The sequence below is a fragment of the Leclercia adecarboxylata genome (genome assembly GCF_006874705.1).
Lineage (GTDB): Bacteria > Pseudomonadota > Gammaproteobacteria > Enterobacterales > Enterobacteriaceae > Enterobacter > Enterobacter adecarboxylatus_C.
In genome coordinates this window covers 3,416,772-3,442,479 of the sequence record NZ_CP035382.1, presented here as the reverse complement: position 1 = coordinate 3,442,479, position 25,708 = coordinate 3,416,772, and the positions used below count along the sequence as shown (strand labels likewise).

Here is a 25,708-nt window from a genome sequence, read left to right as displayed (position 1 = left end):
GTAGAAGAATTGGACGATGACAGCGTCATGAAGTGTAAGTAATTAATTGCCGCACCGGGCGGTGCGGCAGAGAAGCGTCAGGCAAGCGTACTGATACGCGCCAGCTGGTCAAAATAGTCCGGGAAGGTTTTCGCGGTGCATTTCGGATCCAGAATGGTAACCGGCGTATCCGACAGCGCCACCAGCGAGAAGCACATCGCCATCCGGTGGTCGTTGTAGGTACCAATTTCCGCAGCCTGCAGCTGGGCCGGTGGCGTAACGCGGATGTAGTCCTCGCCCTCTTCCACCTCGGCACCTACTTTACGCAGCTCAGTGGCCATCGCAAACAGGCGATCGGTCTCTTTTACACGCCAGTTGTAGATGTTGCGCATTGTAGTCGTGCCTTTGGCGAACAGGGCCGCCGTGGCAATGGTCATCGCCGCATCGGGGATATGGTTCATGTCCATATCGATGGCGTTCAGTTCACCGCGCGTGCAGGAGATAAAGTCATCGCCCCAGGTGACCACCGCGCCCATCTTCTCCAGCACATCGGCAAAGCGAATGTCGCCCTGCACGCTGTTGCGGCCAATACCGGTCACTTTGACGGTGCCGCCTTTAATGGCGCCCGCAGCAAGGAAATAAGAGGCAGACGAGGCATCGCCTTCCACCAGGTAGTTACCCGGCGTCTGGTACTGCTGCCCACCGCGCACCACGAAACGCTGGTAGCTGTGGTTTTCAACCTCAACGCCAAAGGTCTTCATCAGGTGTAGGGTGATATCGATATAGGGTTTGGAAACCAGCTCACCTTTGATGGTGATAGTGGTGTTCTGTGGCGCCAGCGGTGCGGTCATCAGCAACGCGGTCAGGAACTGGCTGGAGACGCTGCCGTCCACCGCCACTTCGCCACCGGTAAAGCCACCACGCAGACGCAGCGGCGGATAATCTTCCTGCTCCAGATAATCAATCTGCGCGCCGCCCTGACGCAGCGCATCCACCAGATGGCCAATCGGACGCTCTTTCATGCGCGGCTCGCCGGTCAGCACAATGTCGTTGCTGCCCAGGCACAGGGCCGCCGCCAGTGGACGCATAGCCGTACCAGCATTGCCGAGGAACAGTTCCAGCGCGTCAGCAGAGTGCAGCGCCCCGGCATTGCCCGTCACTTCGCAGCGGGTGCGATCGGCGGACAGGGTATAGTGGACTCCTAACGCTTTCAGCGCATTGAGCATATGGCGAACGTCATCGCTGTCCAGCAGGTTAGTAAGAACAGTGGTGCCGTTTGCCAGCGCTGCCAGCAGCAAAGCGCGGTTCGAGACACTTTTTGAACCAGGCAGATTAATGGTGCCATCTACCCGCGCGATAGGTTGTAACGTCAGGGATTCCATGAAACTTAACTCTCAATTCAACATAATAAAAACCCCGCAGCCAGGCCGCGGGGGAATAAACACGGGCGTGATTAACCGTGGCGACGTTCGAAGTCAGTCATAAAGTCGGTCAGTGCCTTAACGCCTTCGAGCGGCATAGCGTTATAAATAGACGCACGCATTCCGCCCACGACGCGGTGGCCTTTCAACGCGTGCAGACCTGCGGCGAAGGACTCTTCCAGGAACAGCTTATCGAGATTGCTGTCGGCCAGCTGGAACGGCACGTTCATGCGAGAACGGTTCGCTTTGGCAACGTCATTACGGTAGAAGTCGCTGCCGTCGATCACGCTGTACAGCAGCTCAGATTTCTGCTGGTTGATCTTATCCATCTGCGCCACGCCGCCGTTGTTTCTCAGCCATTTAAAGACCAGGCCAGAGAGGTACCAGGCAAAGGTCGGCGGGGTGTTGAACATGGAGTCGTTGTCGTTCAGCACGGTGTAATCCAGAATCGACGGGCAGGATTTGTGGGCTTTACCCAGCAGATCTTCACGGACGATCACCAGGGTCAGACCGGCCGGGCCGATATTTTTCTGCGCGCCGGCGTAGATCACGCCATAGCGGCTGACATCCAGCGGCGCCGAGAGAATCGTGGAGGAGAAGTCCGCCGTAACGATCGCGTTCTCGCCAAAGTTCGGCTCTTCGTGAATGGCGATCCCGTCGATGGTCTCATTTGGGCAGTAGTGCAGGTAGGCCGCATCCGCGGAGAGCTGCCATTCGCTCATCGGCTTCACCGCGCGTAACCCGTCCACGGTGACTTTGGCATCAATCACGTTCGGGGAGCAGTATTTGTGCGCTTCTTTTACTGCGCTGGCCGCCCAGTAACCGGCATCAACGTAATCCGCGGTGGTTTTGTCACCCAGCAGGTTCAGCGGGATGCCCGCGAACTGACCGCGTCCGCCGCCGTGGCAGAATAATACTTTGTAATTTGAGGGGATATTCAGCAGGAAACGAAAATCTGCTTCTGCCTCTTCTGCCACCTGAATAAACTCTTTACCACGGTGGCTGACTTCCATCACCGACGTGCCAAGACCGTTCCAGTCACACAGCTCCTGTTGAGCCTGTTTGAGCACATCCGCCGGTAACATTGCCGGACCTGAACTAAAATTAAAGACCTGAGCCATTTCCCCTCACCACGCTAAAAGCAATAAGTTATAACTGTGGATATCGGTTTTATCATTCAGTGACACGCGCCGCAATGTCTAAAACTTATGACCCGGAAAATGTGCCCGCCGTCACACAATACATTCTGCCAGCGGGCTGTCACAAAACCGACAAAATGGCTGTCAGGTGATGCGTTTGGCCCGGCTAACCTTCGTCCATTCCGGATTCGTGCAGCGTGGACATAATTGATGTGCCCCGGCCGATAGAGTCTCAACATGACCACAGCGTCGGCAGGCATACTCGCCGACTTCCGGTATGGTCATAAAACGTTCCACAAATTCATCCGGCAATATGCACAACCCGGGCTTAACCTGGTCGTCTTCATAAAAGTAGACGCTTATCTGCCCGTTGGTCTCCATAATGGCAAGCTTAACCTGCCCAAGCTGCTCGACGCTGCTCACCCGCAGCTCCATAAAGAACTCAAACTCGGTCATGTTGGCGCGCTGTACTTTTTCCCAGGCCAGCTTGCCCTCTTCGACAATGGCTACCGGTTTCCCCTCCAGCAGATCTTCCAGCTTTTCACTTTTCGACATCAGCCACATCACCAGCCGGTAGAGCAACGCCAGGGTGACAAACACGATAAAGACCGGGATCATCGGCACATCGTCATAAAACGCCACGTCACCCGCCGCCGACCCCAGCGTCAGAATGATTAACACTTCGAAGAGCGACATCTGGCGCACGCCGCGCCGCCCGGTAAGTTTAAGGAACAGGAAAACCAGCACAAAGGTATAGAGACTTCGCAGCGCGACCTCGCCTAAAAACTCAACGGGTACTTTATCAAAGGCCATTCGTTGAAGATCGAATGCTTCCATTTTTATATTCCTTTACAGTAGGTTACTCAATATAAGCATAGCCCAGCCTTTTATTTTCGCCGAAACCGCCGGGGAGATAGCGCCTGCCATGCAAAACCCGTATCATTGCGCGCTTTCCGTACGATATAAGTGATCGCCATGACTCAAACGTTTATCCCCGGCAAAGACGCCGCCCTGGAAGATTCCATCGCTCGCTTCCAGCAAAAACTGACCGACCTGGGTTTTAACATCGAAGAGGCCTCCTGGCTCAACCCGGTTCCCCACGTCTGGTCCGTGCATATTCGCGATAAAGAGTGCGCGCTGTGCTTTACCAATGGCAAAGGCGCGACCAAAAAAGCGGCGCTGGCCTCTGCGCTGGGTGAGTATTTTGAGCGTCTGTCCACCAACTATTTCTTTGCCGATTTCTGGCTGGGCGACACCGTGGCGAATGGCCCATTCGTTCACTACCCGAATGAAAAATGGTTCCCGCTGACCGACGATGACGAGCTGCCGGAAGGGATCCTCGACGATCGTCTGCGCGCGTTCTACGATCTGGAAAATCAGCTGACCGCCAGCATGCTGATCGATCTGCAATCAGGTAACGAGGATCGCGGTATCTGCGCCCTGCCGTTTACCCGTCAGTCTGACGAGCAAACCGTCTATATTCCGATGAACATCGTCGGCAACCTGTATGTCTCCAACGGCATGTCCGCAGGTAATACCCGCAACGAAGCGCGCGTTCAGGGCCTGTCCGAGGTGTTTGAGCGTCATATAAAGAACCGCATTATCGCAGAATCCATCAGCCTGCCGGAGATCCCGGCTGACGTGCTGGCCCGCTATCCGGGCGTGGTGGAGTCCATTGCCAAACTGGAAGCCGAAGGTTTCCCAATCTTTGCCTATGACGGCTCTCTGGGCGGTAAGTACCCGGTGATCTGCGTGGTGCTGTTCAACCCGGCGAACGGCACCTGCTTCGCCTCGTTCGGCGCGCACCCGGACTTCGGCGTGGCGCTGGAGCGTACCGTTACCGAGCTGCTGCAGGGTCGTAGCCTGAAAGATCTCGACGTGTTCACCCCGCCGACCTTCGATGACGAAGAAGTGGCTGAGCACGCCAACCTGGAGACGCACTTCATCGACTCCAGCGGCTCTATCTCCTGGGATATGTTCAAGCAGGACGCGGATTATCCGTTCGTTGACTGGAGCTTCGCCGGCACCACGGAAGAAGAGTTTGCCACGCTGATGGCGATCTTCACTGCTGAAGACCAGGAAGTGTATATCGCCGATTACGAACACCTGGGCGTGTACGCCTGCCGTATTCTGGTTCCGGGCATGTCCGATATCTATCCGGTAGAAGATCTGTGGCTGGCGAACAACAGCATGGGTGCGCACCTGCGCGAAACCCTGCTGGCGCTGCCGGAGAGCGCGTGGGAGAAAGAGGACTACCTGAACCTCATCACCCAGCTGGACGACGAAGGCCACGACGACTTCACCCGCGTGCGCGAGCTGCTGGGCCTGGCGACGGGCAAAGACAACGGCTGGTACACCCTGCGTATCGGTGAGCTGAAGGCGATGCTGGCGCTGGCAGGCGGTGACCTGGAGCAGGCGCTGATCTGGACCGAGTGGACCATCGAGTTCAACGCCTCGGTCTTCAGCGCAGAGCGCGCGAACTACTACCGCTGCCTGCAGACGCTGCTGTTGCTGTCGCAGGAAGAGGATCGTGAGCCGCTGCAGTATCTTAACGCCTTTACCCGTATGTACGGCGCCGAAGCGGTAGAGAACGCCAGCGCAGCCCTGAGCGGCGAAGCGCCATTCCACGGCCTGCAGGCGGTGGACAGCGATCTGAAAGCCTTCCCTGCTCACCAGTCGTTGCTGAAGGCCTATGAGAAATTGCAGAAGGCCAAAAGCGCTTTCTGGGCTAAATAACGTTAAATAACATGACAAACAGTAGGCGTATACAATCGCCTACGTTATATTACGGGGCGATTTTTATTGCCCCGTTTTTTATTTCTGCGGCAATAAGTTTTAGTTGTAATAATAAAGTTAAATATTGGTAGCTATAATAATGGCGACCTGGCGGTTATTGTTACTTTTTATATGAAATACTCCATTCTAATTAACTGCCCGGGGGAAGGTCAGAAGAAAAAAATCAACTCATTTTGTAACTTTTAAAATTTATTTTTATACGGATAATCAAATACTTACACCGCATTCACTGGAAAACCACGCGCTTTGCGGGCCTATAAGCCAGGCGAGATATGATCTACATCAATTTCTCTTCTATAATGCTTTGTTAGTATCTCGTCGCCGACTTAATAAAGAGAGAGTTAGTGTGAAAGCTGACAACCCTTTTGATCTTTTACTCCCAGCTGCAATGGCGAAAGTTGCCGAAGAAGCGGGTGTCTATAAAGCAACGAAACAACCGATGACGACGTTCTTCCTGGCCATCACTGCCGGGGTGTTCATCTCCATTGCCTTTGTTTTCTATATCACCGCCACCACCGGTACTGCCGGGATGCCTTTCGGTATCGCTAAGCTGATCGGCGGCATCTGTTTCTCACTGGGTCTGATCCTGTGCGTTATCTGCGGCGCTGACCTCTTTACCTCAACGGTTCTTATCGTCGTCGCGAAAGCCAGCGGTAAGATCACCTGGGGCCAACTGGCAAAAAACTGGCTCAACGTTTATGTTGGAAACCTGATTGGTTGCCTGCTGTTTGTCCTGTTGATGTGGTTGTCGGGTGAATATATGACCGCCAACGGCGCGTGGGGGCTTAACGTCCTGCAAACCGCCGACCACAAAGTACATCACACATTTATTGAAGCCGTTGCGCTTGGCATTCTCGCCAACCTGATGGTCTGCCTGGCCGTCTGGATGAGCTACTCCGGACGCAGCCTGATGGACAAAGCCATGATCATGGTTCTGCCAGTCGCCATGTTCGTTGCCAGCGGCTTTGAACACAGTATTGCAAACATGTTTATGATACCTCTGGGTATTGTAATCCGTGATTTTGCCAGCCCGGAGTTCTGGACCGCAGTAGGTTCCAGCCCGGAAAGTTTCTCTCATCTGACCGTTATGAACTTCATCACTGATAACCTGATCCCAGTCACAATCGGGAACATTATTGGCGGTGGTCTGTTGGTTGGGTTGACATACTGGGTCATTTACCTGCGTGGCGATAACCATCATTAATGGTTTTCTCAGGCAGTAAATAAAAAATCCACTTAAGAAGGTAGGTGTTACATGTCCGAACTTAATGAAAAGTTAGCCACAGCATGGGAAGGTTTTGCCAAAGGTGATTGGCAGAATGAAGTCAACGTTCGTGACTTCATCCAGAAAAACTACACCCCGTATGAAGGTGACGAATCCTTCCTGGCCGGTGCTACCGACGCAACCACTGCCCTGTGGGACAGCGTTATGGAAGGCGTTAAGCAGGAAAACCGCACTCACGCGCCTGTTGATTTCGACACCTCCGTTGCATCCACCATTACTTCTCACGACGCGGGTTATATCAATAAATCCCTCGAGAAGATTGTTGGTCTGCAAACTGAAGCACCACTGAAACGTGCGATTATCCCGTTCGGTGGTATCAAAATGGTTGAAGGTTCCTGCAAAGCGTACGATCGCGAGCTGGACCCAATGCTGAAGAAAATCTTCACCGAATACCGCAAAACCCACAACCAGGGCGTGTTTGACGTTTACACCAAAGACATCCTGAACTGCCGTAAATCAGGTGTTCTGACCGGTCTGCCAGATGCGTATGGCCGTGGCCGTATCATCGGTGACTACCGTCGCGTTGCCCTGTACGGTATCGACTTCCTGCTGAAAGACAAATACGCACAGTTCCTGTCCCTGCAATCCGATCTGGAAAACGGCGTAAACCTGGAAGCGACTATTCGTCTGCGTGAAGAGATCTCCGAACAGCACCGTGCGCTGGGTCAGATCAAAGAGATGGCCGCGAAATACGGTTGCGATATCTCCGGTCCTGCAACCAACGCTCAGGAAGCTATCCAGTGGACCTACTTCGGTTACCTGGCAGCGGTTAAATCTCAGAACGGCGCAGCAATGTCCTTCGGTCGTGTATCCACCTTCCTGGATGCTTACATCGAACGTGACCTGAAAGCAGGCAAAATCACCGAGCAAGACGCTCAGGAAATGATTGACCACCTGGTCATGAAACTGCGTATGGTTCGCTTCCTGCGTACCCCTGAGTATGATGAACTGTTCTCCGGTGACCCAATCTGGGCAACTGAATCTATCGCCGGTATGGGCGTGGATGGCCGTACTCTGGTCACCAAAAACAGCTTCCGCTTCCTGAACACCCTGTACACCATGGGGCCATCTCCGGAGCCGAACATCACCGTTCTGTGGTCTGAAAAACTGCCACTGAACTTCAAAAAATATGCCGCTAAAGTGTCTATCGACACCTCTTCTCTGCAGTATGAGAACGATGACCTGATGCGTCCTGACTTCAACAACGATGACTACGCGATCGCTTGCTGCGTAAGCCCAATGGTTGTTGGTAAGCAAATGCAGTTCTTCGGTGCGCGTGCTAACCTCGCGAAAACCATGCTGTATGCAATCAACGGCGGCGTTGATGAAAAACTGAAAATGCAGGTTGGTCCTAAGTCTGAGCCGATCAAAGGCGACGTCCTGAACTTCGACGAAGTCATGGATCGCATGGATCACTTCATGGACTGGCTGGCTAAACAGTACGTCACCGCGCTGAACATCATCCACTACATGCACGACAAGTACAGCTACGAAGCCTCTCTGATGGCGCTGCACGACCGTGACGTTGTTCGCACCATGGCATGTGGTATCGCAGGTCTGTCTGTTGCAGCTGACTCCCTGTCTGCTATCAAATATGCAAAAGTTAAACCGATTCGTGACGAAGACGGCCTGGCTGTAGACTTCGAAATCGAAGGTGAATACCCGCAGTTTGGTAACAACGACGCGCGCGTTGATGACATGGCGGTTGACCTGGTAGAACGTTTCATGAAGAAAATTCAGAAACTGACCACCTACCGTAACGCTATCCCGACTCAGTCTGTTCTGACCATCACCTCTAACGTGGTTTATGGTAAGAAAACCGGTAACACCCCAGACGGTCGTCGTGCTGGCGCGCCATTCGGACCAGGTGCTAACCCAATGCACGGCCGTGACCAGAAAGGTGCAGTTGCCTCTCTGACCTCCGTTGCGAAACTGCCGTTTGCTTACGCGAAAGATGGTATCTCTTACACCTTCTCTATCGTGCCAAATGCGCTGGGTAAAGACGACGAAGTACGTAAAACCAACCTCGCGGGTCTGATGGACGGTTACTTCCATCACGAAGCGTCCATCGAAGGTGGTCAGCACCTGAACGTGAACGTTATGAACCGTGAAATGCTGCTCGATGCGATGGAACATCCTGAGAAATATCCTCAGCTGACCATCCGCGTTTCTGGCTACGCAGTACGTTTCAACTCGCTGACTAAAGAACAGCAGAAAGACGTTATTACCCGTACTTTCACTCAGTCCATGTAAGTGGTTTTGACTGAAATCACGCCGTAAAACGCGTACAATAAAGGCTCCACGCAAGTGGGGCCTTTTTAACACCTCCCGCACCACAGTCTCTTTTGCCCGCTATCTATAATAAATGGATAACAGCCAAAACAGACTCGACACAGCCGCTTGAGTTGTGCGCATACACAGGCCCCGGACGGGCCGAATCTGGAGATATCACCGCAATGTCAACTATTGGTCGCATTCACTCCTTTGAGTCCTGTGGCACCGTCGATGGCCCAGGCATCCGCTTTATCACCTTCTTCCAGGGTTGCCTGATGCGCTGCCTGTACTGCCATAACCGTGATACCTGGGATACTCACGGCGGCAAAGAAGTCACCGTTGATGAATTAATGAAAGAGGTGGTGACCTATCGCCACTTTATGAACGCTTCCGGCGGCGGCGTGACCGCGTCCGGCGGGGAAGCGATCCTGCAGGCCGAGTTTGTCCGCGACTGGTTCCGCGCCTGCCATAAAGAGAGCATTCACACCTGTCTGGATACCAACGGCTTTGTCCGTCGTTACGATCCGGTGATTGATGAACTGCTGGAAGTGACCGACCTGGTAATGCTGGATCTCAAGCAGATGAATGACGAAATCCACCAGAATCTGGTCGGCGTCTCTAACCATCGCACTTTAGAGTTCGCAAAATACATCTCAGCCAAAGGCATCAAAACCTGGATCCGTTATGTTGTGGTGCCGGGCTGGTCAGATGATGACGACTCTGCCCACCGTCTGGGTGAGTTCACGCGTGATATGGGCAACGTTGAGAAAATTGAGCTGCTGCCGTATCACGAGCTGGGCAAACATAAATGGGTGGCGATGGGTGAAGAGTACAAGCTGGATGGCGTTAAACCACCGAAAAAAGAGACCATGGAACGCGTAAAAGGCATTCTGGAGCAGTATGGTCACAAGGTCATGTATTAATAAAAAGCCCGGTTTTCACCGGGCTTTTTATTTACTAGTCAAAGACGCCATTAATAATGGTGGTCACAATCGCCGTACTCAACGCAATTAAGACCAGATCCCTCCCGACCACCCGCCATTCATAGCCAGGATAAGAGGGTAATTGACCTAACATTGACGCTGGTACGGTCTTTTTGGCGATACCCGGAGGCAGTGGTTTACCGCGCGCGAGGTTTTTCGCAATCCCCGGCGGCAGGGAATCATAACCCGTTAAACCATAATTCAACGCCAGATGCCGGGCATGGTCGTAACTGACGCGGGCATCGACGTCGTCTTTGACGCTTTTATTTGATTTGCCTTGATTCTGGTGACCGTTATTTTGTTTGTGGTCCTGGTTACCGGTATTCCCTTTACCGGAATTACCGTTGCCATGATTGCCGCTATTACCTTGCCCATTACCATGGCCATTTCCATTTCCATTTCCATTTCCCGGATTGGCCATAGCAGGTGCAGTTGCAAAGGTTAAAGACAATACTACTGCCAGCGCTGTAGTGGTAAAACGACGAGTAGACATAATGGCTGCCTTTTAGTGGTAGAACGCCTCTGAATTATCGCCTCAGGCAATAAACAAACAATGCGTAAAACTCTTATATGTGACAGAGACAAAAAAGCCTGTCATCGACAGGCTTTTTTTTACTCAGGCATGAGCCACCGGTGTAGGATGTTCGCCCGCTTTACGCAGCAGCATGAGCAGATAAATAAATGACACGCTGGCGATCATGATAAACAGCAGATTGTCGGAATAGTTCTGCATCAGCATGGCGGTAAAAGTCGGGCCCAGCAAACTGCCGATGGTATAGCTCAGCAGCAGCGCCTGGTTCATGGCCACCAGCTGATGATGTTCAACCTTCTCACAGGCCCAGGCCATCGCTACCGGATAGAGGGTGAAGCCCGCCGCGCCCAGAATAAACAGTGCCGGTGCCATAGCGGCATTACTCAGCATGGCAAGACAGCCCATGATCACCACAAAGACCTGAACGCGCAGCACCAGCAGGCGCCCAAAGCGGTCAGCAAGACGGCCAACCGGCCACTGCCCGATAATGCCGGCGCTGACCATCACTGCCATCCAGAAACCGATCCCGGAATCACTGACGCCCTGATGATTCAGATAGAGCGGCATCAGACCATAGAGCGAGCCGAGCACAATCCCGGAGATAATGCAGCCGTTCACTCCGAGACGCGCATGACGCAGTCTCAGCATCGGCCAGATATGGGTCGCTTCCTGATGCTCACTGCTCTGGTTCACAATGCGCGTAAAGAGCAGTGGCAGGATCGCGGCCAGCACCATGCCGGTTACCCACGGCAGGACGCTCATCAGGTCGGTTGGCAGTTTGCTGACCATCAGTTGTCCCAGCACGGTGCCGACATAATAGACCATCATATAGGCTGCCAGCAGACGGCCACGGTTGCGGGAAGTACCGCTGCACATCAGGGCGCTTTCCACTACCACCCAGATCATGGCGCAGCCGACGCCCGCAATAAAGCGCCAGACCATCCAGCTCCAGAAGCCGACCATCAGCCCTAACCCGGCACAGCCGACGGCAAAAATCAGCGACGCCAGATAATAGCTGCGGTTAAAACCAAAGCGTTTAATCAGGCTTCCCGTCATCAGGGTGCCCAGCAAATTACCGGTAAAAAAGGACGAGCTGACCATACCCACCTGCCAGGTCGGTAAGTTTTCATGGGCGAGCCACAGCGGGACGAGCGTGTTTAACACCGCGATCGCGAGGGTCAGCAAAAGCAGGCCACAGAGCAACAGGAGCACTGGCCGGGTATAGATCGACATGGATTAAAAACCGTGAGGAAGTTCAGATTTCGTGCGCATCATGCCACTGGCAAAAACAAAGTCAATCCACCCGATCGGGCCGCACGCACAATATGTTCTCTGTCGATTGAAAAAACTCATCCTGCTAATGCAAAGTCTGCTATCGATAATAATTATGTGTTTGTTTTTGTTTATTTAAGGCCAAAATTAAAACCAAACGACAGTTGAAAAATTTCATGATTGAAAAAAGAAAAGCCGGGCACTAAGTCCCGGCTTTATATAACAATAATCAGCGCTAACTGGCGATGGCCATTCCAACGGTCATATGCAGACCGTAAAACACTCCACGTCCAATCAATTCACCTGCCAGCAGCAGCACAAATGCCAGCGACAACAGCGGGAGCGCAGGCTGATAGCCTTTCAGCTGCGGCACGATCCAGCACACCAGCGCCGCCGCCAGCAGCACCACACGCCAGGCCATCAGCGAGCCGTAATCAGGCACAAGGGCCGAGGCCTGCTGAATGGCGCTGTGGATCGTCGCCAGCTCCGCGCCCTGCATCAGGGCCACCACCGTACTTACCGCCAGCGCCAGTAGCGACACGGCAGGCAGTAAACGCATCGCCCAGCCATCGACGCCCGCCACCCGCAGGAGCAGGAAGCCCAGCAGCGGCCCGCCGATAAACATGGTCAGGAAGAAACTCATTGGCGTCCAGACGCTGTACCAGGTCGGCACCGTATCAATGGTGTTATAGACCCGCACCATCATCCAGACGAAGACCACGCCCAGCACCATAGTTGCGATCAGCCACAGATTGCGTAACGCTACCGGTAGTTTTTTCACGACTGCAAGCAGCCAGCCCAGCCCGCCGACAGCAAAGAAGAGCGCCCCGCTGGCGATCTCGTTGCTAAGTGAAGACGCGCCCACGCGGTTCAGGGAGTTGAACGCGCGCATGGGTGAACCGAGGTGCAGGGTGGAGGCGATAAACCCGATCCCCATCAGCACCCACAGACCAAACATACTCAGCACCAGCCGCTGCTGTTGCTCCCTGTTCAGTTCGCCTTTTAACAACGCCAGGGCGAGGACGATAAAACCGCCCGCCACACACTGTCCGAAAACCGTAAAAATCATTAACGGCCATTCATGCCATCCGTTTCCCATCTCACACCTCCTTCGGATTGGCCAGGTAGCCGGTGGTATCACCCGTGGGTCGGCTGTTGGCATTGGGTTTAATGACGATACTCGGCTTCGTGAAGTGCGCCGACGGCAGCGGGGCCACGGCAGCCAGCTTGCCGTGCTTCTTACGCAGCTCCTCAATCGGGCCGAAGTCCAGCGCCCGCAGCGGGCAGGATTCGACGCAGATCGGCTTGTAGCCCTCCGCCACGCGCTCATGGCAGCCGTCGCACTTGGTCATATGCCCTTTGGCGGCGTTGTACTGCGGGGCGCCGTACGGGCAGGCCATATGGCAGTAGCGACACCCGATGCAGACATCTTCGTCCACCACCACAAAGCCGTCGTCGCGCTTGTGCATCGCCCCGCTGGGGCAGACTTTGGTGCAGGCCGGATCCTCGCAGTGGTTGCAGGCGATGGAGAGGTAGTAGGCAAACACGTTCTGATGCCAGACCCCGTTGTCCTCCTGCCAGTCGCCGCCCGCGTACTCGTAGATGCGGCGGAAGCTGACGTCCGGGGTCAGGTCCTTGTAATCCTTGCACGCCAGCTCGCAGGTTTTGCACCCGGTGCAGCGGCTGGAATCAATAAAAAATCCATACTGAGTGGTCATCGGCTACTCCTTACGCCTTTTCAACCTGAACAAGGTTACTGTGAGACGGGTTGCCTTTCGCCAGCGGCGACGGGCGTTGGGTGGTCAGCACGTTAATGCAGCCCGCCTGATCGATACGGTTCGCATCGGGGTTGTACCAGGCTCCTTCGCCTAGCGCCACCACACCCGGCAGGATGCGCGGCGTGACTTTGGCTTCGATATGCACTTCACCGCGTCCGTTGAAGATCCGCACCCGGTCGCCGTTGGCAATTCCGCGCCGCTGTGCATCCAGCGGGTTGATCCAGATCTCCTGACGGCAGGCCGCTTTCAGGACATCAACGTTGCCGTAGGTGGAGTGCGTTCGCGCTTTGTAGTGGAAACCGGTCAGCTGCAGCGGGAAATCTTTGCTCTGCGGATCGTCGTAGTTCTCAAAGCCCGGGCTGTAAACCGGGAGCGGATGGATCACATCGCCCTGCTCCAGCTCCCAGGTCGCGGCAATCTGCGCCAGTTGGGCAGAGTAGATCTCGATTTTGCCTGACGGGGTAGTCAGCGGATTGGCGGCTGGATCGGCGCGGAAGGCTTTATAGGCCACGTGATGCCCTTCCGGGTCGCGCTGCTTGAACATGCCCTGCTGACGGAACTCATCAAACGGCGGCAACTCAGGAATGGCCTGGCGCGACTGCTCATACAGATGGCGCATCCACCCTTCCTGGGTGCGGCCTTCGGTGAACTGCTGCTCAACGCCCATGCGTTTTGCCAGCGCGGTGGTCATCTCATAGATGGTTTTGCACTCAAAACGCGGTTTAATCGCCTGGTCGGCAAAAATCACGTACGACATGTTGCCGCATGAGGCATCCAGGGCGAAATCCATCTGCTCAGAGGCGGTGCAGTCAGGCAGCAGAATATCGGCGTACTTCGCCGACGAGGTCATATGACAATCCACCACCACAATCAGCTCGCATTTTTTGTCGTCCTGCAGAATGTCGTGGGTGCGGTTGATCTGGGAGTGCTGGTTGATCAGACAGTTGCCGGCATAGTTCCAGATCATCTTGATCGGCACGTCGAGCTTTTCTTTGCCGCGCACCCCGTCACGGGTGGCGGTCATCTCCGGGCCGCGCTCGATGGCGTCGGTCCACATAAACATCGAAATACTGGTCTGAACCGGATTTTCCAGGGTCGGCATGCGCACAAACGGCAGAGAGTACGAGCCTTCGCGCGCCCCGCTGTTGCCGCCATTGATCCCCACGTTGCCGGTCAAAATCGCCAGCATGGCGATGGCACGGGATACCAGCTCGCCGTTGGCATGGCGCTGCGGGCCCCAGCCCTGGGAGATAAAGGCCGGTTTCGCCCCGGCGATTTCACGCGCCAGCTTAACAATACGCGCCTCGGGAATACCGGTAATGGCCGCAGCCCAGGCCGGAGTTTTGGCGATCCCGTCATTGCCCTGACCGAGAATATAAGCTTTATAGTGGCCGTTCGCCGGGGCGCCTTCCGGCAGCGTTTTTTCGTCGTAGCCAACGCAGTATTTATCGAGGAATGGCCGATCGACGAGGTCCTCGTTGATCATCACCCAGGCCAGGGCAGAGATCAGCGCCGCATCGGTTCCCGGGCGGATCGGGATCCACTCATCCTCGCGCCCTGCCCCGGTGTCGGTATAGCGTGGGTCGATGACGATCATCCGGGCGTTCGATTTTTGCCGCGCCTGTTCGATGTAGTAAGTCACCCCGCCGCCGCTCATGCGCGTTTCACCGGGGTTGTTGCCGAACAATACGACGAGCTGGCTGTTTTCGATATCCGACGGGCTGTTGCCATCGGCCCAGCCGCCGTAGGTGTAATTAAGACCTGCGGCAATCTGCGCGGTGGAGTAGTCACCGTAATGGTTGAGATAGCCTCCGCAGCAGTTCATCAGGCGGGCAATCAACGTTTTGCCCGGCGGCCAGGAGCGGGTCAGGGTCCCGCCGAGGGTGCCGGTGCCGTAGTTAAGGTAGATAGACTCGTTGCCGTAGTCTTTAATCAGGCGCTGCATATTACTGGCGATGGTGTCGAAGGCCTCGTCCCAGCTGATACGCTCGAATTTGCCTTCCCCGCGCTTGCCGACACGTTTCATCGGGTATTTCAGGCGGTCCGGGTTATAGACGCGGCGGCGCATGGAACGGCCACGCAGACAGGCGCGCACCTGGTGTAGCCCCTCGTAGTGATCATCCCCGGTATTGTCGGTCTCGACGTATTTGATCTCGCCGTCGATAACATGCATCCGCAGCGGACAGCGGCTACCGCAGTTCACCGTACAGGCGCTCCAGACCACCTTTTCATACGGCTTAACGGCGGCGATGGCTTCAGCCGCCGACGACAGGCGAGAAAAAGGCAAAGTAAAGGCGCTACTGGCAACCGCCAGGCCGCCAATCGCGGTGGTTTTCATCAGCCCGCGACGGCTCACCTCGGCAGCCAGTAAGGCATCAGGCGTTTTAATTTTCATAGACTCTCACTTTGATTGCTCACAAAGTTCCATGTGCGGCAGCACCGCTATATAGTTATTTATATAATGAGTGATTGCGTTAACAGAGGTTTATGCTAACTACCTGGAAAGTATTACTACTTTGGAAGGAGGGGATATTGCCTGATGTCAAAACCGGGGCATAAAAAAAGCGCCCGCAGGCGCTTTTTTACGTAAAAGCAAATTAACCGATGTACTGCTGGCCTTTCATGTAAGGGCGCAGTACTTCAGGAATTTCGATACGACCGTCAGCCTGCTGGTAGTTTTCCAGCACCGCCACCAGGGTACGACCCACTGCCAGGCCGGAGCCGTTCAGGGTGTGCACCAGACGGGTTTTCTTGTCGGACTTGCTGCGGCAGCGGGCCTGCATGCGACGCGCCTGGAAATCGCCAACGTTGGAGCAGGAGGAGATTTCGCGATAGGTACCCTGCGCCGGAACCCACACTTCCAGATCGAAGGTTTTGCAGGCGCCAAAGCCCATGTCACCGGTGCACAGCGCCATGCGGCGGTACGGCAGACCTAACAGCTCGAGCACTTTTTCCGCGTGACCGGTCATCTCTTCCAGCGCATCCATGGACGTTTCCGGACGCACAATCTGCACCATCTCAACTTTGTCGAACTGGTGCATACGGATCAGACCACGGGTATCACGGCCATAAGAGCCTGCTTCAGAACGGAAGCACGGAGAGTGTGCAGTCAGTTTGATCGGCAGGTCGTCTTCGTCGATGATCTCATCACGCACGAGGTTGGTCAGCGGCACTTCTGCGGTTGGGATCAGCGCGTAGTTGCTGCTGTCTGCTTCCTCATCCAGCGGACGGGTATGGAACAGATCGCCGGCAAATTTCGGCAGCTGGCCGGTACCGTACAGCGTATCGTGGTTGACCAGATACGGCACGTAGGTTTCGCTGTAGCCGTGCTGCTCGGTGTGCAGATCCAGCATGAACTGGGCCAGCGCACGGTGCAGATGGGCAATCTGACCCTTCATGACCACGAAACGGGAACCGGTCAGCTTAACGGCAGCCGCAAAATCGAGCCCGGCGTGCATTTCGCCCAGCGTGACGTGATCGCGAACCTCGAAGTCAAACTCGCGTGGGGTGCCCCAGCGTTTCACTTCGACGTTGTCATTTTCGTCTTTACCGACAGGGACGCTGTCGTCAGGGGTGTTCGGGATCGCCAGGGCGATATCACGAATTTCGGCCTGAAGAACGTCCAGATCGGCTTTCGCCTGATCCAGCTCTTCACCGAGTTTGTTCACTTCCAGGCGTAATGGCTCAATATCTTCCCCGCGCGCTTTCGCCTGGCCGATGGATTTCGATCGAGAGTTACGCTCTGCCTGCAAGTTTTCGGTTTGTACCTGCAGAACTTTACGACGCTCTTCAAGAGCGCGCAGCTTATCTACATCCAGTTTAAAGCCCCGGCGTGCCAGTTTTTCAGCGACTGCGTCTGGCTCGTTACGCAGCAGATTGGGATCGAGCATGCTTATCCTGTGCTTATCGAATTAAAAAATAGGAGGAAATGACCGCAGCCTGCGGTCATCAGATACATTGCCAACATTACCGCAACGATAGCCCTAACGGTAGCGTTTTATAGGGCTATTTTGATCCTGTCCGGCAAGCCAGGTGAGCTTTTCGCCAATCTTGCCCTCAAGGCCTCTGTTTGTCGGGCGATAATAGCGAGTTTGTGCCATTTCCTGCGGGAAATACTCCTCCCCGGCGGCGTAGGCATTGGGCTCGTCGTGTGCGTAACGATATTGCTGACCATAGCCCATCTCTTTCATCAGCTTTGTCGGGGCATTACGTAAGTGGTCAGGAACATCGTAATCAGGGCGTTCACGGGCATCGGACATCGCCGCTTTAAATGCGGTATAGACCGCATTGCTTTTCGGGGCGCAGGCCAGATAGACAATCGCCTGGGCAATGGCGCGCTCGCCTTCGGCTGGCCCGACGCGGGTGAAGCAGTCCCAGGCGGAGATCGCCACCTGCATCGCGCGCGGGTCGGCATTGCCGACATCTTCCGAGGCAATCGCCAGACAGCGACGGGCCACGTACAGCGGATCGCCCCCGGCGGTAATAATGCGCGCATACCAGTAGAGCGCGGCATCGGGCGCGCTGCCGCGCACCGATTTATGCAGCGCCGAGATCAGGTCGTAGAAACGGTCGCCTTTGTTATCAAAGCGCGCGCTGCGTTCGCCGGCGATTTCGGTCAGCAGTGCCGGAAGCAGCACCCGCTTGCCGCTGTCGTCGGCTTCGGCCATATCGGCCATCATCTCCAGGGTATTCAGCGCCCGTCGCGCGTCCCCGTTAACCAGTTCGGCAATGGCTCGGCGGGTGTCGTCGGGCAGCACGATATTCTGGCTGCCGTAGCCGCGGGACTTATCGTCCATCGCCTGGGTCAGCACCAGCTCAATGTCTTCGGTGGTTAACGATTTCAGGAGATAGACGCGGGCGCGGGACAACAGTGCGGAGTTGAGTTCAAACGAAGGGTTTTCGGTAGTGGCACCGATAAAGGTGATGGTGCCGTCTTCGATGTGCGGCAGAAAGGCATCCTGCTGGCTCTTGTTGAAACGGTGCACCTCATCGACGAACAGGATGGTGCGGCGACCGGCATTACGGTTCTGGCGGGCACGCTCGATGGCCTCACGGATCTCTTTCACTCCCGAGGTGACGGCGGAGATGCGCTCGACGTCGGCATCGGCGTAGCGGGCAATCACTTCCGCCAGCGTCGTTTTACCGGTGCCTGGCGGCCCCCACAGGATCATGGAGTGCAGATGCCCGGCCTCAATGGCGCGCGGCAAGGGTTTGCCCGCAGCCAGCAGATGCTGCTGGCCAATATACTGCGCTAAATTTTCTGGCCGCATACGGGCGGCCAGAGGTTGAAACGCATTATCTGAAAAATCGAGCGACAGGTTGCTCACGCACGCCTCTTACTTATTACGTTGGTCATCCACCGTCACGCCCTTCGGCGGGGTAAAGGTGAATTTCGATGCATCAACCGCCCCGTTCTGCTGGGATTTCAGCTGATAGCTGCTGCGCTGATCGTCCTGCTCAACAGCGCTGAACTGATTGATGGTACCGTTGCTGCTCACGTTAATGGTGAACTGCTTCAGGTTGCCGTTGCTGCCTTTCGGGGTCAGCACAAAATCATCGCCGTTCTGTTTAATGTTGTACTGCTGCCAGTCGCTGGTCTGGTTACGGGCGATCAGCATAAACGGCGTGTTGCTGGTGGCATCTTTCAGCCAGGTCGCCGTGGCCTGCTCAACAAACGGGTTGAAGAACCACAGGGTTTTCCCGTCGGAAACCAGGATGCTCTCATCCGGCTGCGTCATATGCCAGTTGAACAGATTTGGACGTTTCACCCACAGGTCACCCTGACCTTCCTGCACCGCATTGCCACTGCCATCAGTCACTTTCTGGGTGAAGCTGGCGTGGAAACTGCTGACTTTGTCCAGACGGTTTTTGAGGTCGCCGGCGGCATCAGCCCAGACGCTGCTCGCTACAAAGCTGGTCAGTAATGCACAGGTGATTGCAATTTTTTTCATTGGTAGTCCTTACAAAGCGTCATCCCGAAATAGGGGTTTTCTGTCAACTATTCTGGACCTGCCCGCAGGCAGGCGACAGAAGAAAATGCTTAATTATTGCTGATTTACCCATCTTTGCAATCGAGGGGGGATCACTCAAACGGCGGCGGGGCAAGCACTTCACGGTTGCCGTTGTGCCCCTGCTCGCTGACGATGCCCTGCGCTTCCATCTGCTCGATGATACGCGCCGCGCGGTTATAGCCTATACGGAACTGGCGCTGAACCCCGGAGATGGAAGCTTTGCGTTTCTCGGTGACGAAGTTAACTGCCTGATCGAACAGCGGATCCAGCTCTTCGCCGCCATCTACGCCGCCGCCACCGCCGCCTTCGCTTTCGCTGTCAGAGGTGATGCCTTCAACGTACTGCGGACGACCGCGCGCCTTCCAGTCCTGCACCACGGCATGCACTTCCTGGTCACGCACAAAGGCACCATGGACACGCACCGGCGTGGTGGAGTTCGGGCCGGAGTAAAGCATATCCCCCATACCCAGCAGCGATTCCGCGCCCCCCTGGTCGAGGATGGTGCGGGAGTCAATTTTGCTCGATACGGTAAAAGCGATACGGGTCGGGATGTTGGCTTTAATCAGGCCGGTGATCACATCCACCGACGGACGCTGGGTCGCCAGCACCAGGTGGATCCCCGCCGCACGCGCTTTTTGCGCCAGGCGGGCGATCAGCTCTTCCACCTTCTTACCGACGGTCATCATCAGGTCAGCAAACTCGTCCACCAACACCACGATGTACGGCAGTTTTTCCAGCACCGGATGCTCGGCATCCATGCTGTCGCCCGGTTTCCAGTACGGATCCGGGATCGGACGTCCCATCTTCGCCGCTTCGGCGATGATCTCGTTATAACCGGCAAGGTTACGTACCCCCAGCGCGGACATCAGCTTGTAGCGACGCTCCATCTCGTTGACGCTCCAGCGCAGGGCGTTGGCGGCATCTTTCATGTCGGTCACGACTTCGGTCAGCAGGTGCGGAATACCTTCGTATACCGACAGTTCCAGCATTTTCGGGTCGATCATGATGAAGCGCACATCTTCCGGCTGCGCCTTATACAGGATGCTGAGGATCATGGCGTTCACGCCGACGGACTTACCGGAACCCGTCGTACCCGCCACCAGCAGGTGCGGCATTTTCGCCAGATCGGCCACCACCGGTTCACCGGCGATGTCTTTACCCAGCACCACGCTAAGCGGCGACGGGTTATCGCGGAATTTGGCGTTATCCAGCACTTCACGCAGGTAAACGGTCTGACGTTTTTTGTTCGGCAGCTCCAGGCCAACATAGGGTTTACCCGGAATAACCTCGACCACGCGCACGGCCACGGTGGACAACGAACGCGCCAGGTCGCGGGAGAGGTTTGAAATACGCGCGGCTTTCACACCCGGGGCCAGATTCAGCTCGAAACGGGTGATCACCGGACCAGGTGAATAATTCACCACATCCGCTTTAATCCGGAAGTCGGCCAGGCGGAGTTCAACCAGGCGCGCCATCTGATCGAGGGCGAAGGTATCAACCGGCTCGACTTCCGTTGGCGGCGGGGTTAACAGGTCAAATGACGGCAGCGGCGTGGTCGGTCTTTGCAGCGGGCGGCTGTCACCGTTACGCATAAGCAGCGGATGGATCAGGCTCTGCTGAGCCGGTGGCTGCTGCGGCTGCGCAGGCTGTTGAGGCTGAGCGTACTGCTGAGCCTGTGCCGGTTGCTGAGGCTGAGCAAACTGCTGCGGCTGTACAGGCTGCTGAGGCTGAGCAAACTGCTGCGGCTGCACAGGCTGCTGAGGCTGGGCAAACTGTTGCGGCTGTACAGGCTGCTGAGGCTGAGCAAACTGCTGCGGCTGTACAGGCTGCTGAGGCTGGGCAAACTGTTGCGGCTGCGCAGGCTGCGGCGGCGTAAACGCCTGACGCGGCGGCTCGACCTCCGGCATCACACCCGGCGTGAACAGCGGTTCACTCGGCGTATCATCCACCAGATCTTTCATCGGTGAGAATTCAAAATCCGCCAGCGAGAACGGGTTCGCCCCTGTCGGCTGTTCACCAGCGTAACGCCGCTGCTGCGTGGCGGCAAACTGGCGAGCCAGCTCCGCTTCGGCGGCATCATCTTCGTCATCCTGGGTCTGATACTGCTGTGGCTCACGCTGATATTCTTCGCCATAACGCTGCTGTTGCTGCTGGGCGAACTGGCGGGCCAGCTCGTCCTGCTGCATTTCGTCAGCGTCGTCTTCGTACTGGTCGTCATCGTACTGCTGACGCCCGGCTTTACGCGCTTCCTCTTCCGCCATTCGCTGCGAAGGCAGCTTGATGCCATACGAGGCCAGTTCACGGCGGGTAGGAACGCGCACGCGGTTCGGACGCGGCAGCTGCGGACCAATGCCCTCTTTCACCTGCGGACGCGGCGCGCCGCCGGTGGCCAGGCTGAATAACGGTGCAGCAGCGCCAGCCGCAGCGGCACCTGCGGCTGTTGCCTGATGCACGCTCGCCGCAACCGGTGCCACGACGGAGGCAGGCTCAACGGCCGGAACCGGTACAGACGGGATTTCAGCTGCTTTTACCGGGGCAGGCTCTTGCACTGGCTCCGGTACAGGCTGATACCAGGCCGCGAGCTGTTCGCGCTCACGGGCACGTTTCTCTTCCACCTCTTCGAAGTAGTAAAGCGGCGGCCGGGACGGTTTCACCTCTTCAACCGGCGGCGCTTCGACGACCGGCGGAGTTACCACCGGCTCAGGCTGATACACGGCCTGCTGCGGTTCATACTGCTGCGGCTGCTCATACTGAGGTTGTTCGTACTGTGGCTGCTCGTACTGAGGTTGTTCGTACTGTGGCTGCTCGTACTGAGGTTGCTGATATTGCGGTTGTTCATACTGCGGCTGCGCGTATGCCGGTTCAGGCTGATAAGGCGGTTGCCACTGCTCCTGCGGCGCGGCGGCGGCATAAGGCTGTGGCTCTGGCGCATAGGCCGGTGCTGCTGGTGCAGTGGGTTCCCCATGCCATTCAACCGCAGGCGGCTGCAGATGGGTATCTGGCATCGAAGGAGTTGGCGGGATCACCGGATCGACAGGTGCAGCAAAGGCCTGAGTGGCGGTAGTCGCCGCGGCAGCGGCGGCAAGCGGCTCAGCCACCGAGTGGCCGTTGAGCAGCGGATCGTACTCATCATAGTCGGAGGCCAGCGCGCGATTGCCGGAGAACAGTACATCATCCGGATCGGCGGCTACGCCACGGGCGCTGTAAGCTACCTCTTCGTCGTCCATCCTTTTGCCAGAGAACAGGGCCGCATCCGTCTTGCGCCCCAACGGATTTGCGAACTTCTCTGCTACGCGTTTACGGCGCGCCAGCGCCCCGCGCATAATGCGCGCGCGGCGGGATTCACGACGCTCGGCGGTCGGCTCAGCGTCATCGTAGTCGTCGTCTTCATACTCTTCATCGACCCAGGTATCATCGCGACGGGTACGGTTGCTGGCAAAGGTAAGAATGTTGAGGATCACGCTGCCGATTTTTTCAGCAATACTGACCCATGACCAGCCGGTAAAGAGCGTCAGCCCTGCGCCCCAGACGCAGAGCAGCGCGATGGTGCCGCCGCTGCTGTGCAGCATCGGCTGCAGCGCGGTACTCAGCAGGCTGCCGATTACCCCACCGGAGGCAAAATACCAGATGTCATCGGCGTTAATCGCCGCCAGACCGCACGAGGTGAGGATCAGCGCCAGCGCACCAATGAGGCGCAGCGAGACGGCAAAATAGTCGATGTAATCATCGTTCTGACGATGACGCCAGGCAAACCAGCAGCCACCAATAATGATGACGGGAAGGGTGTAGGCCATCACGCCAAAGATAAAGAACAGCGTATCTGCCAGCCAGGCGCCCGGTACGCCGCCTAAATTATGAATAGGCTCGTGCCATGCGGTCTGTGACCAGCTGGGATCGGAGGGATTGAAACTGAGTAAGGCTGCCATCAACCAGACGGCAAAAAGAGCAACAAGGATCAGTAACGCCTCAAGGAGTCGGCGCCCACTGCTGAGCTTGGTTAAATTGACTTCTTTGTCTTCGGTATATTCCTGGCTCAAAACAGGCTCTCCAGGTATCAGGCAATTCCTGCCCGAGTGCTAAACGGACAACAGTGCCGGGAGGCCCGACACTGTTGCTGTATGGATTACCAGGAGTGTAATCAAAGTACGCTGATAATGCACCTGTTCCGTGTTAGCGCGTCTTAATAACCAGACGATTGCTCTGTTTGACTTCTTCCATTACCACGTAGGTACGGGTGTCGTTCACACCAGGCAGTCGCAGCAGGGTTTCGCCCAGCAGCTTACGGTATGCAGACATATCAGGTACGCGGGTTTTCAACAGGTAGTCGAAATCACCGGAAACCAGATGACACTCTTGAATTTCTTCAAGTTTTTGCACGGCGGCATTGAACTGCTCAAACACATCCGGCGCACCACGATTCAGAGTAATCTCAACAAATACCAGAAGTGAGGCATCCAGGTAATGCGGGTTCAGCAGCGCTGTATAGCCCTGAATAAAACCCTGTCTTTCCAGTCGGCGCACACGCTCAAGGCATGGCGTCGGGGAAAGTCCCACACGTTTTGAAAGCTCGACGTTGGAAATACGCCCATCCTTTTGCAATTCATTAAGAATGTTACGATCGATACGGTCGAGATCTTTGCCAGGGCGCTTCTTGCTATCTACCATTATTATTGTCTCTCTGTATTCCTTCCCTAACTCCTGCCAGGACCCTGTGCACTTCACTGTTCAGAGTCTTTCCCCGCGGTTAATCGCATCGCCTGTTTTATAGTTTGCGCGATTCGATTGGGGTTATGTGGTATGAAGACCGTTGCCCAGAGGCGGCCATCAACATCACGAATGGCATCTGTCCACACCATGCGTAGATTTCGCTGACCCGGTAAAAATGGTGATTTTGTGCATGACTATGCGTTACACAAAGACCGTTTTTTTTCTTCCTTGAATGTTTTCGCAAAACAGCAGGGGATTGTCAAAGCAAAACATCGATTTTTAGTACAACATGCCGGATATTCATTACGACCGGCGATTAATCCTCATTTTATCGCCGTCGTTTCGAGCGATTTGCCATGATTATTGTTATAAAATCACCTTCCCTGCCCCGCCGTTGATTGGCGCTTTCTATTACACACATCGTTAACAAAATCGCTGCGCCCTTTTTTTACGGCAACAAATTCCCTACAATCCGGGGAAAATGTCTGCCAACAACAATGGGGATCTCATGGGCACGGCCAAACACAGTAAACTTCTCATCCTGGGTTCCGGACCTGCGGGATACACCGCAGCGGTCTACGCGGCACGCGCTAACCTGCAACCGGTACTGATTACGGGCATGGAAAAAGGCGGTCAGTTGACCACCACTACCGAAGTAGAAAACTGGCCAGGCGATCCTGAAGGCCTGACCGGGCCGCTGCTGATGGAGCGCATGCACGAGCATGCCGCCAAATTTGATACCGAAATCATTTTTGACCACATCAACAAGGTCGATCTGCAGAACCGTCCGTTCCGCCTGATCGGTGACAACGCAGAATACACCTGCGACGCGCTGATTATTGCAACCGGCGCTTCTGCCCGCTATCTGGGCCTGCCGTCTGAAGAAGCCTTTAAAGGCCGCGGCGTTTCCGCCTGCGCCACCTGCGACGGTTTCTTCTATCGCAACCAGAAGGTCGCGGTCATCGGCGGCGGCAACACCGCCGTGGAAGAAGCGCTGTACCTGGCGAACATCGCCTCTGAAGTGCATCTCATTCACCGCCGCGATACCTTCCGCGCGGAAAAAATCCTGATCAAGCGTCTGATGGACAAAGTGGCCAGCGGCAATATCGTGCTGCACACCCACCGCACGCTGGAAGAAGTGACTGGCGATCAGATGGGCGTGGCGGGCCTGCGCATCCGTGATACGCAGAACTCCGACAACGTTGAAACGCTGGAAGTGGCGGGTCTGTTTGTTGCTATCGGCCACAGCCCGAACACCGCGATCTTCGACGGTCAGCTGGAGCTGGAGAACGGCTACATCAAAGTGCAGTCCGGGATCCATGGCAATGCCACCCAGACCAGCATCCCGGGCGTGTTCGCTGCGGGCGACGTGATGGACCACATTTATCGTCAGGCGATCACCTCTGCGGGCACCGGTTGTATGGCGGCGCTGGATGCAGAACGTTATCTCGACGGACTGGCCGATCAGAGTAAATAATTTTTACAAAACAGCAACAAACGTAAAAAAGGCGGCGATAAGTCGCCTTTATTG

At 55.8% G+C, this 25,708-nt stretch carries 18 protein-coding genes; 5 read left to right on the top strand and 13 right to left on the bottom strand.

Annotated features, from left to right (window positions below; translation table 11 throughout):
- Positions 1-77: 77 nt before the first annotated feature.
- The 3 genes from aroA to ES815_RS17315 form a co-directional block, all read right to left on the bottom strand.
- The gene (gene aroA, locus ES815_RS17325) at positions 78-1,361 is read right to left on the bottom strand and encodes a 3-phosphoshikimate 1-carboxyvinyltransferase (protein ID WP_142488918.1); all 1,284 of its coding nucleotides are present in this window, start codon (positions 1,359-1,361) and stop codon (positions 78-80) included.
- A gap of 71 nt (positions 1,362-1,432) precedes the next feature.
- Positions 1,433-2,521 (bottom strand): 3-phosphoserine/phosphohydroxythreonine transaminase, encoded by a 1,089-nt coding sequence (gene serC, locus ES815_RS17320; protein ID WP_142488917.1) that lies wholly within the window; start codon positions 2,519-2,521, stop codon positions 1,433-1,435.
- Positions 2,522-2,683: 162 nt separating this feature from the next.
- Positions 2,684-3,376 carry a DUF421 domain-containing protein gene (locus ES815_RS17315; protein ID WP_142488916.1) on the bottom strand — a complete coding sequence of 231 codons (693 nt, stop codon included), beginning with the start codon at positions 3,374-3,376 and terminating at the stop codon, positions 2,684-2,686.
- A gap of 138 nt (positions 3,377-3,514) precedes the next feature.
- On the opposite strand from ES815_RS17315, the gene ycaO reads away from it, so the two are divergent.
- From ycaO to pflA, 4 genes are all read left to right on the top strand, one after another.
- Positions 3,515-5,275, top strand: a complete 1,761-nt coding sequence (ycaO, locus tag ES815_RS17310; RefSeq protein WP_142488915.1) for a 30S ribosomal protein S12 methylthiotransferase accessory factor YcaO — start codon at positions 3,515-3,517, stop codon at positions 5,273-5,275.
- Between the two features lie 406 nt (positions 5,276-5,681).
- Entirely contained in the window at positions 5,682-6,539 is an 858-nt protein-coding gene (focA, locus tag ES815_RS17305) for a formate transporter FocA (protein ID WP_142488914.1), read from the top strand.
- Between the two features lie 51 nt (positions 6,540-6,590).
- Positions 6,591-8,873 (top strand): formate C-acetyltransferase, encoded by a 2,283-nt coding sequence (gene pflB / locus ES815_RS17300; protein ID WP_142488913.1) that lies wholly within the window; start codon positions 6,591-6,593, stop codon positions 8,871-8,873.
- A 203-nt stretch (positions 8,874-9,076) separates the two neighbouring features.
- Positions 9,077-9,817: a pyruvate formate lyase 1-activating protein gene (pflA, locus tag ES815_RS17295; protein WP_142488912.1), complete on the top strand. Its 741-nt coding sequence runs from the start codon at positions 9,077-9,079 to the stop codon at positions 9,815-9,817.
- Between the two features lie 34 nt (positions 9,818-9,851).
- On the opposite strand, the gene ES815_RS17290 is transcribed toward pflA, so the two are convergent.
- The 10 genes from ES815_RS17290 to lrp all read right to left on the bottom strand — a co-directional run bounded on the left by ES815_RS17290 (position 9,852) and on the right by lrp (position 24,135).
- On the bottom strand, positions 9,852-10,370 hold the full coding sequence (locus ES815_RS17290) for an anti-virulence regulator CigR family protein (RefSeq protein WP_142488911.1): 519 nt from the start codon (positions 10,368-10,370) through the stop codon (positions 9,852-9,854).
- A 123-nt stretch (positions 10,371-10,493) separates the two neighbouring features.
- Positions 10,494-11,642 carry an MFS transporter gene (locus tag ES815_RS17285; RefSeq protein WP_142488910.1) on the bottom strand — a complete coding sequence of 383 codons (1,149 nt, stop codon included), beginning with the start codon at positions 11,640-11,642 and terminating at the stop codon, positions 10,494-10,496.
- Positions 11,643-11,916: 274 nt separating this feature from the next.
- Positions 11,917-12,780 (bottom strand): dimethyl sulfoxide reductase anchor subunit family protein, encoded by an 864-nt coding sequence (locus ES815_RS17280; RefSeq protein WP_142488909.1) that lies wholly within the window; start codon positions 12,778-12,780, stop codon positions 11,917-11,919.
- A gap of 1 nt (position 12,781) precedes the next feature.
- Positions 12,782-13,399, bottom strand: a complete 618-nt coding sequence (locus ES815_RS17275; RefSeq protein ID WP_142488908.1) for a DMSO/selenate family reductase complex B subunit — start codon at positions 13,397-13,399, stop codon at positions 12,782-12,784.
- Between the two features lie 10 nt (positions 13,400-13,409).
- Positions 13,410-15,854: a dimethylsulfoxide reductase subunit A gene (gene dmsA, locus ES815_RS17270; RefSeq protein ID WP_142488907.1), complete on the bottom strand. Its 2,445-nt coding sequence runs from the start codon at positions 15,852-15,854 to the stop codon at positions 13,410-13,412.
- A gap of 202 nt (positions 15,855-16,056) precedes the next feature.
- Complete coding sequence (serS, locus tag ES815_RS17265) at positions 16,057-17,349, bottom strand: serine--tRNA ligase (protein WP_142488906.1); 1,293 nt, start codon at positions 17,347-17,349, stop codon at positions 16,057-16,059.
- A gap of 93 nt (positions 17,350-17,442) precedes the next feature.
- Positions 17,443-18,786 (bottom strand): replication-associated recombination protein RarA, encoded by a 1,344-nt coding sequence (gene rarA / locus ES815_RS17260; protein ID WP_142488905.1) that lies wholly within the window; start codon positions 18,784-18,786, stop codon positions 17,443-17,445.
- 9 nt (positions 18,787-18,795) lie between these two features.
- Positions 18,796-19,410: an outer membrane lipoprotein chaperone LolA gene (lolA, locus tag ES815_RS17255; RefSeq protein WP_142488904.1), complete on the bottom strand. Its 615-nt coding sequence runs from the start codon at positions 19,408-19,410 to the stop codon at positions 18,796-18,798.
- 131 nt (positions 19,411-19,541) lie between these two features.
- Positions 19,542-23,507, bottom strand: coding sequence for a DNA translocase FtsK (ftsK, locus tag ES815_RS17250; protein ID WP_142488903.1), 3,966 nt, complete (start codon positions 23,505-23,507; stop codon positions 19,542-19,544).
- Positions 23,508-23,640: 133 nt separating this feature from the next.
- A complete protein-coding gene (lrp, locus tag ES815_RS17245; RefSeq protein ID WP_000228469.1) occupies positions 23,641-24,135 on the bottom strand; it encodes a leucine-responsive transcriptional regulator Lrp in 495 nt (164 codons plus the stop codon).
- A gap of 550 nt (positions 24,136-24,685) precedes the next feature.
- Here lrp and trxB point away from each other — a divergent pair.
- Positions 24,686-25,654, top strand: coding sequence for a thioredoxin-disulfide reductase (trxB, locus tag ES815_RS17240; protein WP_185902346.1), 969 nt, complete (start codon positions 24,686-24,688; stop codon positions 25,652-25,654).
- Positions 25,655-25,708 lie beyond the last annotated feature (54 nt).

Coding starts and splice junctions, on each gene's coding strand:
- ES815_RS17290 (WP_142488911.1), bottom strand. CDS start 10,370: ATGTCTACTCGTCGTTTTACCACTACAGCGCTGGCAGTAGTATTGTCT.
- trxB (WP_185902346.1), top strand. CDS start 24,686: ATGGGCACGGCCAAACACAGTAAACTTCTCATCCTGGGTTCCGGACCT.
- pflA (WP_142488912.1), top strand. CDS start 9,077: ATGTCAACTATTGGTCGCATTCACTCCTTTGAGTCCTGTGGCACCGTC.
- ES815_RS17280 (WP_142488909.1), bottom strand. CDS start 12,780: ATGGGAAACGGATGGCATGAATGGCCGTTAATGATTTTTACGGTTTTC.
- serS (WP_142488906.1), bottom strand. CDS start 17,349: ATGCTCGATCCCAATCTGCTGCGTAACGAGCCAGACGCAGTCGCTGAA.
- dmsA (WP_142488907.1), bottom strand. CDS start 15,854: ATGAAAATTAAAACGCCTGATGCCTTACTGGCTGCCGAGGTGAGCCGT.
- lrp (WP_000228469.1), bottom strand. CDS start 24,135: ATGGTAGATAGCAAGAAGCGCCCTGGCAAAGATCTCGACCGTATCGAT.
- lolA (WP_142488904.1), bottom strand. CDS start 19,410: ATGAAAAAAATTGCAATCACCTGTGCATTACTGACCAGCTTTGTAGCG.
- pflB (WP_142488913.1), top strand. CDS start 6,591: ATGTCCGAACTTAATGAAAAGTTAGCCACAGCATGGGAAGGTTTTGCC.
- ES815_RS17315 (WP_142488916.1), bottom strand. CDS start 3,376: ATGGAAGCATTCGATCTTCAACGAATGGCCTTTGATAAAGTACCCGTT.
- ES815_RS17275 (WP_142488908.1), bottom strand. CDS start 13,399: ATGACCACTCAGTATGGATTTTTTATTGATTCCAGCCGCTGCACCGGG.
- serC (WP_142488917.1), bottom strand. CDS start 2,521: ATGGCTCAGGTCTTTAATTTTAGTTCAGGTCCGGCAATGTTACCGGCG.
- ycaO (WP_142488915.1), top strand. CDS start 3,515: ATGACTCAAACGTTTATCCCCGGCAAAGACGCCGCCCTGGAAGATTCC.
- aroA (WP_142488918.1), bottom strand. CDS start 1,361: ATGGAATCCCTGACGTTACAACCTATCGCGCGGGTAGATGGCACCATT.
- ES815_RS17285 (WP_142488910.1), bottom strand. CDS start 11,642: ATGTCGATCTATACCCGGCCAGTGCTCCTGTTGCTCTGTGGCCTGCTT.